Source organism: Ruegeria sp. AWH4_226, from assembly GCF_056159225.1.
This window is the reverse complement of the sequence record NZ_JBSWUU010000002.1, coordinates 205,481-218,151: the sequence shown is the minus strand read 5'-3', so window position 1 is coordinate 218,151 and position 12,671 is coordinate 205,481. Positions and strand designations below refer to the sequence as shown.

At 57.5% G+C, this 12,671-nt stretch carries 11 protein-coding genes; 6 read left to right on the top strand and 5 right to left on the bottom strand.

Annotation, left to right across the window (positions count from 1 at the left end; all coding sequences use genetic code 11):
* The first annotated feature begins 24 nt into the window (after nucleotides 1-24).
* The 4 genes from ACXAET_RS16445 (at nucleotide 25) to ACXAET_RS16430 (ending at nucleotide 2,493) form a co-directional block, all read left to right on the top strand.
* The gene (locus ACXAET_RS16445; protein WP_475187561.1) at nucleotides 25-951 is read left to right on the top strand and encodes a carbohydrate kinase family protein; all 927 of its coding nucleotides are present in this window, start codon (nucleotides 25-27) and stop codon (nucleotides 949-951) included.
* Nucleotides 952-967: 16 nt separating this feature from the next.
* A complete protein-coding gene (locus tag ACXAET_RS16440; RefSeq protein ID WP_475187558.1) occupies nucleotides 968-1,639 on the top strand; it encodes a D-lyxose/D-mannose family sugar isomerase in 672 nt (223 codons plus the stop codon).
* A gap of 113 nt (nucleotides 1,640-1,752) precedes the next feature.
* The gene (locus ACXAET_RS16435; protein WP_475187555.1) at nucleotides 1,753-2,016 is read left to right on the top strand and encodes a hypothetical protein; all 264 of its coding nucleotides are present in this window, start codon (nucleotides 1,753-1,755) and stop codon (nucleotides 2,014-2,016) included.
* 3 nt (nucleotides 2,017-2,019) lie between these two features.
* Nucleotides 2,020-2,493 carry a phage holin family protein gene (locus tag ACXAET_RS16430; protein WP_475187553.1) on the top strand — a complete coding sequence of 158 codons (474 nt, stop codon included), beginning with the start codon at nucleotides 2,020-2,022 and terminating at the stop codon, nucleotides 2,491-2,493.
* 3 nt (nucleotides 2,494-2,496) lie between these two features.
* Here ACXAET_RS16430 and ACXAET_RS16425 read toward each other — a convergent pair whose 3' ends face one another.
* From ACXAET_RS16425 to ACXAET_RS16405, 5 genes are all read right to left on the bottom strand, one after another.
* Nucleotides 2,497-3,669 carry an acetate/propionate family kinase gene (locus ACXAET_RS16425; RefSeq protein ID WP_475187551.1) on the bottom strand — a complete coding sequence of 391 codons (1,173 nt, stop codon included), beginning with the start codon at nucleotides 3,667-3,669 and terminating at the stop codon, nucleotides 2,497-2,499.
* On the bottom strand, nucleotides 3,662-5,056 hold the full coding sequence (locus ACXAET_RS16420; RefSeq protein ID WP_475187550.1) for a bifunctional enoyl-CoA hydratase/phosphate acetyltransferase: 1,395 nt from the start codon (nucleotides 5,054-5,056) through the stop codon (nucleotides 3,662-3,664). The genes ACXAET_RS16425 and ACXAET_RS16420 overlap by 8 nt, the downstream gene beginning before the upstream one ends.
* On the bottom strand, nucleotides 5,053-7,476 hold the full coding sequence (locus ACXAET_RS16415; protein WP_475187547.1) for a DUF3141 domain-containing protein: 2,424 nt from the start codon (nucleotides 7,474-7,476) through the stop codon (nucleotides 5,053-5,055). Before ACXAET_RS16415 ends, ACXAET_RS16420 begins: the two co-directional genes overlap by 4 nt.
* An 11-nt stretch (nucleotides 7,477-7,487) precedes the next feature.
* Nucleotides 7,488-8,252, bottom strand: coding sequence for an enoyl-ACP reductase FabI (fabI, locus tag ACXAET_RS16410; protein WP_475187544.1), 765 nt, complete (start codon nucleotides 8,250-8,252; stop codon nucleotides 7,488-7,490).
* A gap of 211 nt (nucleotides 8,253-8,463) precedes the next feature.
* Complete coding sequence (locus tag ACXAET_RS16405; RefSeq protein WP_475187541.1) at nucleotides 8,464-9,393, bottom strand: GlxA family transcriptional regulator; 930 nt, start codon at nucleotides 9,391-9,393, stop codon at nucleotides 8,464-8,466.
* A 96-nt stretch (nucleotides 9,394-9,489) separates the two neighbouring features.
* Here ACXAET_RS16405 and ACXAET_RS16400 point away from each other — a divergent pair, with 96 nt between their 5' ends.
* Both ACXAET_RS16400 and ACXAET_RS16395 read left to right on the top strand, forming a co-directional pair.
* On the top strand, nucleotides 9,490-10,650 hold the full coding sequence (locus tag ACXAET_RS16400) for an acyl-CoA dehydrogenase family protein (RefSeq protein ID WP_475187539.1): 1,161 nt from the start codon (nucleotides 9,490-9,492) through the stop codon (nucleotides 10,648-10,650).
* 2 nt (nucleotides 10,651-10,652) lie between these two features.
* Nucleotides 10,653-12,668, top strand: a complete 2,016-nt coding sequence (locus tag ACXAET_RS16395; RefSeq protein ID WP_475187537.1) for an acetate--CoA ligase family protein — start codon at nucleotides 10,653-10,655, stop codon at nucleotides 12,666-12,668.
* Nucleotides 12,669-12,671: the final 3 nt, after the last annotated feature.

Sequence of the window (12,671 nt, the reverse complement as noted above, 5' to 3'; positions counted from 1 at the left end):
CACAAATAGCAGAAAGGACCCGGCATGATCCTGTGCTGCGGCGAAGCCCTGATTGATATGATCGCTACCCCGACCGTTTCGGGCGATGACGGGTTCGTGCCTCATTCCGGCGGCGCTGTTTTTAACACGGCCATTGCACTGGGACGCTTAGGGTCTTCGGTTGGACTGTTGACTGGTCTCTCCTCCGATATGTTCGGGGACCAATTGGCACACGCATTGAAAAACAGCCATGTAGATACAAGCCACGTGATCCGATCGGATCGGCCCACCACTCTGGCTTTTGTGCAGCTGAAGGACGGGCATGCCACCTACAGCTTCATGGACGAGAATTCGGCCGGGCGCATGCTGACGCCCGAGGATATGCCCGGTCAACTGCCCGCCGTATCGGCCTTGTACTTCGGCGGGATCAGCCTTGCGTGCGAACCCTGCGCCGATGCTTATGCAGCTTTGATGAACCGGCATGCGGCGGATCGGGCCGTTATGATAGACCCAAATATCCGACCGGATTTCATCAAGGACCAAACCCGTTATCGCAGCCGTTTAAATCGCATGATTGCTCAGGCCGACATCGTCAAGGTCTCGGACGAAGATCTGGACTGGATTGTTCCCGGCCCGGAAGGCACGGACGAGAAAGTGCCGCTGCTGCTGCAGGCTGGCCCGGCCATAGTCATCGTGACGCGTGGCAGTGACGGCGCATCCGGCTATATAGCGGACGGGTCCACAACCTCGGTTCCGGTTCAGCCGGTAGATGTTGTCGATACCGTGGGCGCCGGTGACACATTCAACGCCGGGGTTCTTGCCGAACTTGATCGCAGCGGCCATCTGACCAAGACCGCCTTGCGGTCCCTGCAGGCGGAAACGTTGCGCGCCGCGCTTTCCAAGGGCGCAGCCGTCGCCGCCATCACAGTTTCCCGCGCCGGGGCGAACCCGCCCTGGGCGCACGAGCTTTGACTGCTGAGAGAGTCCAATGAAACGTTCTGAAATCAACGCTATAAAATCCGAGGCCGAGGCCTTTATCCGCTCATTCGGTGCTGTCCTGCCACCCTTTGCAAACTGGTCCGCCGACCAGATGCGCAGCGACAAGGCCGCTGGCATTCGTGACCGTGGCCTTGGATGGGACATCACCGATTATGGGCAAGGTCGCTTTGACGAATTGGGCCTGTTCCTTTTCACCCTGCGAAACGGCGATGTGAACGATCTGAACAGTGGCCGGGGTATGCTCTATGCTGAAAAACTGCTGGTGTCTCGGGACAAACAATTGTCACCGATGCATCGCCACATCGTAAAGGCCGAAGATATCATCAACCGTGGCGGCGGCGATCTGGTGATGGAGATTTATGCCTCAGACGCTGATGGTGGGGTCGACCGCGACACTCCAGTTATAGTACCCAGCGATGGTTGTCCGGTGACGATCAGACCCGGTGAATTGCTGCGTCTGAAACCGGGTGAAAGTGTCACCCTCATGCCCGGCATTTGGCATGCGTTCTGGGCGGAACAAGGCGATTGTCTGATTGGCGAGGTCTCAACCGTGAATGATGATCGCACCGACAATGTGTTTGAAGACCCGATCCCGCGCTTCGCGACAATTGAGGAAGACGTCGCGCCCGATTTCCTTCTGGTGGCAGACTATTTCAGCTAAAGCGTTAAGGTTCTTTTCTTAAATCGGAAAAACACATTATCATGGTTCTCAACAACAGGCTGGGGCCTATGCCCTGGCCTTGAGGGCACGCTTGATGTGAGAGGACCGGTTGGATGGTAACGAAAGCCGAACTAGAAGCCGAGGTCGCCGACCTGCGCCGGCAACTGGCTGAGCAGACCGCAGCCACGAAGCAAGCGGCTGAGCCAGAGACGCACGGCTCGATGGCCGACAAGATAGCCGAAAATATCGACGACTGGGCCGGGCAGCTAGAAGAAGCGCTGAATGAACTGGAAGACCTGCCGCAAAAGAGGCCAATCCTGTTTGCCGTTGGTATTTTCGCGATTGGCTATCTGCTGGGCCGGTCCGGTAGGAGCTGAACCATGAGCCGCATTTCCCGTAATATCTCGATCATTCTGCGCGCCGAACGGCTGATAGCCCAACGTCACATCGCCGTGGCCGCACGGCGGACCGGGTTCTTTGCTGCGGCAGGGCTGGCTGTCGGCCTGGCTGTCATCATGCTCAACGTGGCCGGTTTCTTCTGGCTGTCAGCCAGCTTGTCCAAGCCATTGGCGGCATTGATCATGGCCGGGGTGAACCTGTTGATTGCCTTGGTATTGGCCCTGTTGGCCAACATGCAAGACGCTCAGGCAGATACGACAGCGGCAGTCGAACTGCGTGATATGGCATTGCAAGACATCGAAATTGAGATCAAGGACACCCTTTCTGACGCCCGCAACACCGTAACGGGTATCCGGCGCGATCCACTTGGTATTTTGACCCCGGATGTCATCAGTGCCGTGTTGGGAATACTGATCAAGTTCGCCAAGCGCAAAAAAGACAAACCCGATCCCTAACGCCTATTGTACCATACGTGCCGCTGCGCGAGCGATCACCATCTCTTCATTTGTGGGAATCGTAAGAATACGGACCCGGCTGAAATCTGTCGAAATCACTGTACCGTTATCCGCGTTCCTGTTCGGGTCGATCTCAATTCCGATCCAGCGCATCCCTTCGCACACTCTGCGACGAATCTGGGCTGCGTTTTCACCAATTCCGCCCGTGAAAATCAACGCATCCAATCCTTCCAAAGCAGCGGACAAGGCCCCAAGTTCACGGCGAATGCGGAATACGTAATAGTCGATCGCCCTGCGCGCCTCGGGCGTTTCAGCAGCAAGCAACGTGCGCATGTCCGACGAAAGCCCTGACAGACCAAGCAATCCGGACTTGCGGTAAAGCGTGTCGGCGATCTCATCCGCACTCATGCCTTCCTGCTGCATCATGTAGAGGACGACGCCCGGGTCCAGTTGGCCGCTGCGCGTGCCCATCGGCAGCCCGTCAAGCGCGGAAAAGCCCATAGTCGAGGCGACAGCGCGCCCACCCGACACCGCGCACATGGAGGCACCATTGCCCAGATGAGCGATGACCACGCGACCATCGTAAAGGCTTGGGGCACTCTCTTTCAGTTTTTGCGTGACATAGTCATAGCTAAGGCCGTGAAACCCATACCGACGCACACCCTTGTCATAGTAGCTTTGCGGTAGGGCAAAAGTATCGTTTACCCATGGATGAGTGCGGTGGAACGCAGTGTCGAAACACGCCACCTGCACTGTTCCGGGAAACGCATCGATGGCTGCACGTATACCGGTAAGGCTGAAGGGTTGATGCAGCGGTGCAAAGGGAATGAAGCCTGCTAAAACATCCATAACCTTCTGATCAACCATGACGGGTTCGGAATAGACCGCCCCGCCATGCACAACCCTGTGGCCCACAGCACGGATGTTGATATCGGGGAGCTGTTCACGCGCCATATCAAGAAACGCACGGATTGCTTCATCATGGCTTTGAGTTTTGGTCAGCGGCTGATCAATAGTCTGCCCATCTGTGGAGTTCGCCAATAGGCGCGGCGCGTCACCCAGACGCTCGATCTGACCATGCCAGCGCACACACGGGAGGTTGTTCTCGGCCAGTTCATACAATCCGAATTTCAGCGAAGAGGAACCAGCATTTAATGCCAGAACATGGTCAACCATTTATTTTGCCCTTGTTCGCCTGCGCATGCAGGGCCGCCACTGCGCAGGAGGCCAGCCGCGAAGCATCGTCATCTGCCCGTGACGTCAGGATAATCGGCGCAGCGGCGCCGACGACGATCCCCGCCGCCTCGGCATGTGACATATAGGTAAGCTGTTTCGCTACCATGTTCCCCGCCTCGATATTCGGAGCGACAAGGATATCCGCCGAACCAGCGACCTGAGACGTGATGCCCTTTGTGCGTGCTGCGTTCAGATCGACCGCATTGTCCATGGCAAGCGGCCCATCAACCATTCCGCCAGTGATCTGCCCCCGCTCGGCCATTTTTGAAAGCAGTGCTGCATCCACCGAAGATTGCATATGCGGGTTGATCGTCTCGACCGCCGAAAGCACTCCGACCTTGGGCGTTTCAATCCCGATGGACTGCGCGAGGCGGATGGCGTTTTGCACAATATCGGCTTTTGTCTCCAGATCGGGGGCGATGTTGACGGCGGCATCCGTCACCATGATGGGTCGTGAAAACCCCGGAACGTCCATAACAAACACATGCGACAAGCGGCGACTTGTCCGCAGACCCCTTTCGCGGCGCAGAACCGCATGCAGCAGGACATCTGTATGCAAATGACCCTTCATCAGTGTTTTTGCCCGGCCTTCGACGACGAGGTCCACCGCTTTATGCGCGGCAACTTCGTGGCTGTTGGCTTCGATCACTTCGATCCCCGACAGGTCTGCGTCCAAAGCGGTGGCTGCAGCCGCGATCTTTTTGGGATCGCCCACAAGGATCGGTATAATGATACTTTTAGAATAGCCCAGCAAAGCACCGCCCAATGCATTGGGCTCTTCCGGGGCAACCACGGCAGTTGGCATAGGCTCCAGTGGCTCTGCCTTCGCTATCAACGCATCAAAATGCCGATGGCGCTGGACGATAAGGCCGGGAACTTCTACTGAGTCAAAGGCCATATGCTTGGCCGGGGGCGTCACTTGCACTTCTCCGCTAAGGATCAAGGCCTTGTCACTTATGCGGCGCACTTCGGCGGTGCAGCGCAGATCGCCGTCAACAAGCTTTTCAACCACGGTGACAACTGCCGACACTTCGTCCCCTGCGACCACCGGAATATGAAAAGACAAGTTCACGCGGCGGGTCTGCGTTCCCGCACCTGGCAGGATATTTCCCAGGATCGCGGCGATCAGGCCAGCGGGCCAAAGCGCGGGCGCAACTGCCTCGGGGCGGCCATCGCCGTCACCGTCATAGCTGGCAAGGTGAAGTGGGTTATGATCACCAGAAGCCGATGCAAAAGCATAGAGATCATCAATCGTGCAAAGGCGCGTCAAATGCGCGGACTCTCCGACCTCCACCTGCGCGAAAGTGCGGTTTTCCCTAATCTTCATGTTGTCTTGGCCTTGTTTTGAGTTGTGGCCCTGCGCCCCTGCGGTTCGGATGCAGGAGCCGCCGGAGCGGGAGAATTTTGTTGGGTCTCAGCAAGATCGAGTGTCTTGTAAAGCGCACGCGCCATCTCGATAAGCTTGGCGGACGGGTTCGGAACATCGCCCAGAACGCGCTTGAGCAAATCAATCGCCTGTTGCCTGTCCGAGGTCGACGGTAAAAGGTCTGTCAGCGTATCCATCGCGCCCTTCTCGTCAAAGGTAACAATCACCGTCTGTTCACGCAGCATGTACTGGCGCTGCTGCACTGTAAGATCTTTGAACGGAGCTTCATTGTTGAACACATGCGCCCAGCGGTGAAGAATCTCAGATTTGAAACTTTTGTTGCTGTTGGCCAACAGAAGCAAAAGGCGGATTACAGCCGCGGCAAGGCCGCCTTGTCTCATATGGGCCAACGCGGCTTCAACCTCGGGCAGGGCTTTTAACGTTTTGGGATCTGGCAAAGTGCGCGTAGCCGCGTTTTTCTTACCGAACCAGGCAGCCAGCGGACCTCCCCAAAAAGAGAAGAACAGGTTTTCGCACCAGGCATCCCGCAGATCGCGGTTCAGGTCCATCACCTGCTCAATCCAATCGGCTGTCTGCTTTTCAAGGGCAAAAAACGGGTTGTCCGGGGTGGCTGTGGCGCGTTGCTCGCGGACAGCTTTTGCCAACGGTTCAACACCCTTCAACGCTGGGTTTGACGATGACATCACGGCCCGCTGAACCCTGAGGGGATGCAGGTTTCGCATGGCATTTGCCCCAACCGGAGTCGACGTAGACCGAACCAAGGGACGTCCGAAGGTTTCGTAGATGTTCGCCTGAACCTCCGACATATGCGCCACTGCGGCAAAGCTTGCCTCGTCATGCTGGCCGTCATCCAGCGAGGCCAGATCATCCATGGTCCGCTCATGGAACCGAACCTCGAACCGCTTGTTCTGGCCTTCGCCTTCGATGTTTTCGATCACCATCTCATACAGCCCCGGAGCCATCGCTTCGACCGTTTCGAGGGTCGAGGCCAGCTCGGTATGCTCCTTGCGCGCAACTTTGGACGACACGAAGATACCAAGATGGCCGACCTCGTCATGCAGCATATAGATGATCCGCTGACCGCGTATCCGAATTTCTTCTTCGTCCGCATAGGTCGCAGCGATCCAGTTCAGCGCTTGTTGCGGCGGGGTGATGTTGTCGCCCTCGCTGGCAAAAACGAAAATCGGACCATTGATTGCCTTGATGTCAATAGGCACCCCGGGCTCCAGTTGTGCCGTGTTTTTGACCAACCGGTTTCCGACGAACAACTGCTCAACGATCCAGTGGATTTCAGCCTCGTTCAAAAGGAAGTAACCGCCCCACCAGCGTTCGAAATCGATAAAGCGTTTCCGCCCCCCGTCTGGATCGCGGTAAAGGTCAAAATACTTCCCGAAATAGTTCCGGCCAGGGTTCAGCTGTTCGAAATTCATCACCAGATTGGCACCGTCGAATTGACCCCCGCCGACGTCTGACCAGAACATCGGCTGCCACGTTCCACCCAGCACACCAGCGATGTAGCGCATCGGGTTGTCGCCCACTTCGCCCGACCAAGGGGCGATCGGCGCTCCGTTCAAGATCAGCGGCCCGGTCAGATCAGGATTGCAGGCCGCCATCAACAATGTAGCCCATCCGCCCTGACAATTGCCTGTCACAACAGGCTGAGGGCTGTCGGGATGGCGCGCCCGAACGGTGCGGACAAACCCGGCCTCGGCATGCATCACATCAGCAAGCGTCTGGCCCGGAACAGGATCTCGTCCGAAGCTTACGAAATAAACGGGGTGCCCCTTGGATAAGGCGACCCCAACCTGACTGTCGTATTTAAAGCCGCCGATACCGCCGCCATGCCCTGCCCGCGGGTCGATGATAACGTAGGGACGGCGCGCGCTGTTCACCTCAACCCCATCAGGTGGCAGGATGCGCAGCAACTGATAATTACAAGGGCGATTCAAGGTCCGGCCGTCGACAATTACCTCATAGTCGTAGACAAGAACCGGTGGGCAGCCCTTGGCCTCATGCTCCAGAAATACGTCACCCCGCTCGCGCAGCGCGTCCATTGTCAGCACCACACGCTGTGCGGCATCTTTCAGGTATCTCGCCCAATCATCTAAAACCGAACCCGAGCTTACAATACGGTGTGAGACATCGGTTAAGCCTTCTATCAAATCCCGCGACCGCGCGGCATGGGTTTCGACAATCCTCGTCGATTGCAGCTCGGCCGATTGGGCCAAGAGGTTCCACTGAATCCCTGATTGATCCGCTATGCGGGCGGCGATATCAGCCGTTCGGTCCGTTACTTCAGCCGCGCTTTCAACCATTTCAGAGCCAAGTTTAAGCGAGGTGTTTTGTGCATTGGGAATCATGAGCCTCTCCTCTACCCGACGATGTTGTAACCGCCGTCAATCAGGTGAATGCCGCCGGTGACATTGAACGCTTCGGGGCTGGCCAGGAATGCGGCGTAAGCCCCGACATCCTCGATCGTCGCCAGATGATGGGTCGGTGCCCGCGCGGCAGCATCATCCAGAAGGGCGTCAAAGTCGGATAAACCCGAGGCAGCCCGTGTCCGGAGCGGTCCGGGTGACAGCGCGTGAACGGATATTCCTTTGGCCCCCAACTCGCTTGCGGCATAGCGTACCGACGCCTCGAGCGCCGCCTTCACCGGACCCATTATGTTGTAGTTTTCAATGACGCGGGAGGCCCCAAGAAACGACACAGTCATACACGTACCGCCCTGCCCCATCAGCGGTTCTGCCAGTCGGATCATCCGCAGGAAGGAATGCACCGAGATATCCATGGCCAGCCCGAACCCCTTAGGTGACGTGTCGATGACACGGCCATGCAGATCGTCGCGCGGGGCAAACGCGATTGAATGCACCAGCGTATCCAGCCGACCCCAACGAAGGGTGATCTCGTCGAACAGGTCTTTTGCCTGATCCGGGTCACGCACGTCCAAAGGCATTACAATCGGCGCGCCGATCTGTTCGGCAAGTACCCGCACATGAGGCTCGGCCTTTTCGTTCAGAAAAGTCAACGCGACTTCTGCCCCCTGCGCGTGCAAGGCGCGCGCAATTCCCCACGCGATGGACTGGTCGTTAGCGACGCCCAAGACGACAGCTTTCTTGCCTTCCAGCCTGAACATTCCACCCGTCCTCTACAGCATTCTGCGCCGCAGCATAGCTTGTTTCGCAATGACACTCAATTTTATTGCTGCGACGCCGCATAGCAGCGAAATGTAACATGTAAATTTGGACAGATGGTCTAAAGACAATTTGCGTCGGTTTATTGCAGACGGGCACGTTTACTATGTTAGTTTTTTGACCCAGCCCTCCGATCCAGCATCAAACCTTCGCCTACGTCTCGTTTGGCAGACCGTTGCGGAATGCGGTCGGAGTTCGGCCAAACTCCGCCTTGAAGGCCCGGGTCATAGCGCTGGCATTCTCGTATCCACAGCGGCCTGCGATTTCCGCAATGGATTGCTCGGTCTCTTCTGTCAGCTTTCGCGCAAGGTTCAATCGCAACCGCCGGTACAACGCTTGCGGCGTGGTACGCAGCTCGGCCCGAACCCGCATCTCGATCCGTTTTTGAGAACAGCCGATTTTTCGGGCGAGGCTTGCAATCGACAACGGCGTCTCAAGGTTATTTTGCATAACAGCCAGCGCGCGGTTCACTAGGGTGTCTTCGGACTTCAATGGAAGAACATACCGGTCTGCGGCATTGCGGCTCATCAACAGATGCGCGACTTCCATCGGCAGCAGCGGGCCATGATCCCGGCGTATCAGGGCCAAAGCCAGATCAAAAGCAGCCATCGCACCCGTACAGGTCAACCGGTTGCCGTCGATGACAAAGCGTTCCTGCACAGCATCAACCAATGGAAAGGCTTCTTCAAACCGCATCAGCTCATCCCAATGGATTGTCGCGCGGTGATCATCAAGAAGGCCCGCGCGGGCCAGCAGCCAGCTTCCTGTGTCCAGCCCGGCCAATTGCGTATGGCGCCGGGCAGCCGCAAGCAACGCCCGAACAGTTTCCCGCGTCTCCAGTGCCAAGTAACCGTAGGAAGGCATAACAACCAACACATCACCACTCTGATCGCGCAAGGCCCCATGCGGTGAAACTTCCAACCCGCTGGAACTTTGGACCGGACCACCGTCCAGAGAATAGTAGTGCCACGAATACAGTTTCTGCCGCGACAATGTGTTTGCGGCACGCAGCGGTTCAACCAAGTTTGCAAGGCAATGGTTCGAGAAGCCGTCAAAAAGCAAGATGTTGTAGCGGCAGTTCATTTTTTCCAACTTTGCACGGCAACCGACTAATACTGCATGTCGTCAGCCTGAGCTTTGACGTTTCATTCGTCAACCACAAACCCAGGAAGATGCGCCATGCAGTTTGGTCTGTCAGAAGAACAGGAAATGATCGTTTCGACGGTCCGTAGTTTTGTCGAAAATGAAATCTACCCGCACGAAGACGCTGTTGAGCGCAGCGGACAGGTTCCGCATGAACTGGGGGAACAGATCAAGCAGAAATGTATCGATCTGGGCTTTTATGCCTGCAACTTTCCCGAAGAGGTCGGGGGGGCGGGGCTTTCCCATCTGGATTTTACGTTGGTCGAACGTGAATTGGGACGCGGATCTATGGCGCTGACGCATTTCTTTGGCCGCCCGCAGAACATCCTGATGGCCTGCAACGACGAGCAGCGGGAACGCTATCTTCTACCCGCAGTGCGGGGTGAGAAGATGGACGCCCTGGCCATGACCGAACCAGATGCAGGATCGGATGTGCGCGGAATGAAATGTCAGGCCACACGCGATGGCGGCGACTGGGTCGTAAACGGCTCAAAGCACTTCATCTCGGGCGCCGAGCACGCAGACTTCTTTATCGTCTTCATCGCAACCGGCGTGGACGAAACTCCAAAAGGTCCGAAAAAGCGGATCACAACCTTTCTGGTGGATCGCGGCACGCCGGGGTTCGAAGTGCGCGAGGGGTATAACTCGGTCAGCCACAAAGGCTACAAGAATTACATCCTTTATTTTGACAATTGCCGTCTGCCCGATGCGCAGGTTCTGGGAGAGGTCGATGGCGGCTTTGCAGTGATGAACGAATGGCTTTACGCCACACGCTTGACGGTCGCGGCCTTCTCGGTCGGGCGCGCGCGCCGCTGCTTTGACTATGCGCTAAACTATGCTGCCGAACGCAAGCAATTCGGCCAGCCGATTGGCAAGTTTCAGGGCGTTGGGTTCCAAATTGCCGACATGATCACCGAGATTGACGCGGCTGATTGGCTGACGCTGTCCGCGGCATGGCGTTTGGATCAGAAACTGCCTGCAAACCGTGAAATCGCCTCGGCCAAGCTTTATGCCTCAGAGATGTTGGCACGGGTGACAGATACGACGCTGCAAATCTTTGGCGGCATGGGCCTGATGGATGACTTCCCGATCGAACGGTTTTGGCGTGATGCGCGGGTTGAACGTATATGGGATGGGACCAGCGAAATTCAGCGCCATATCATCAGCCGTGATCTTCTGCGTCCGCTGGGCGCCTGAATATGAGCAAAGACTTAACCCGGCTGCTGCGCCCAAAATCCATCGCTGTCATCGGCGGCGGGGCATGGTGCCAGCAGGTCATCTTACAAGCTGAACGATTGGGATATGCCGGTCAAATCTGGCCGGTTCATCCCAAGGCACCTGATATCGGGGGGCACGCGGTGTTCACCCGTCTCGAAGACCTGCCCGAAGCCCCGGATGCCGTGTTCATCGGCATCAACCGGCACGCCACAATCGAGGCGGTGCAGGCACTGTCAGCCATGGGCGCAGGTGGGGCCGTCTGCTTCGCCTCGGGCTTCTCCGAGGCGGTGGCGGAGGACACCACGGGCGGTGACCTGCAGGATCAGCTGATTGCCGCCGCTGGGGACATGCCCATTCTCGGCCCGAACTGCTATGGCTTTATCAACGCGCTGGACGGGGCACTGTTGTGGCCGGATCAGCATGGGGCAACACGGGTGGACAAGGGCGTCGCGATCCTGACCCAAAGCTCGAACATCTCGATCAACCTGACCATGCAGAAACGCGCCCTGCCCATAGCTTATATGGTCGCCTGTGGGAACATGGCGCAGACCAGCCAGGCTGAGATCGCATCAGCTCTGATCGACGACCCGCGCGTGACAGCCGTTGGTCTCCATATCGAAGGCTTCAAGAATATACGCGAATGGGAAGCGTTGGCTGCAAAGGCTTATCAGAAAGGCGTGCCACTGGTCGCCCTCAAAGTTGGCGCGTCAGAGCAGGCAAAAGCCGCGACCGTTTCACATACTGCGTCGTTGGCAGGCAGCGATGCCGGGGCGCAGGCTTTGTTGGATCGGCTGGGAATACCGCGTTTGACGTCCCTGCCCGACTTTTTGGAAACATTGAAACTGCTGCATTGCTACGGCCCTCTGCCAGGTGGCAACATTGCCTCGATCAGCTGCTCCGGGGGTGAGGCCAGCCTGATTGCGGATATGGCTGTCGGCACCGGCCTGACGTTTCCAAGCCTGATAAATGATCAACGAACCCAACTGCGCGCGGCGCTTGGGCCAATGGTTGCGTTGAATAACCCACTGGACTATCACACTTATATCTGGCGTGACGAAGGCGCGATGGCGCAGGCATGGGCCGGGATGACGGGCGACAACATCGACCTGACCGTGTCTATTGTCGACTATCCCACCACCGACCCTTCGGATTGGGTTTGCACAACGCGGGCTGCCCTTAATGTACGTGCCAGCACGGGCGCGCGGTTTGCAATTGCCGCCACATTGCCTGAACTCTTGCCCGAGGACATCGCCCAGGAGTTAATGTCCGGGGGCGTCGTTCCCTTGATGGGATTGCGCGAGGCTCTGTCCGCGATCCGCGCCGCCAGCCGGGTTTTTCCACCAGTAGACGACCCCGTTTGCCTTCCGGGCAGGGCCGAGGCATCCACCACTCTGACCGAGGGCGAGGCAAAGCAGGCACTGGCCGCATTTGGGTTATCAGTCCCGTGCAGCCACACGGTGCGCGGCCCGGCAGCGGCTTTAGCCTCTGCGCAAGAGATGACGGCGCCTTTTGCCATCAAAGGCGTCGGGCTTGCCCACAAATCCGAGCATGGCGCGGTGCGCCTGGGGGTCTCTGCAAAGGATGTCACGAATGTGGTCGCTGATATTGGAACGGATGAGGTTCTGATCGAAGAAATGGTCACTGGCACCGTGGCCGAAGTTCTGGTTGGAATTGTCCGCGACCCAGCGCACGGATTTGTCTTGACCCTTGGGGCAGGCGGTGTCCTGACAGAGGTGCTGCGCGACACCGTGTCTTTGTTGGTTCCCAGCTCGGCGAGCGCGATCCGGACGGCCCTGACAAAGTTGAACATTGCGCCTGTTCTGGCGGGCTATCGAGGTCAACCCGCGGCTGATATGGATGCAATCGTTGCTGCAGTGCAGGCCATTCAAGCCTATGTCACTGAAAATGCCGACACGCTTGCCGAGCTTGAGATTAACCCGCTTCTTTGCACGCCGGACAGGGCCGTCGCAGTGGATGCACTCATTAGAAAGGCCTGAGAA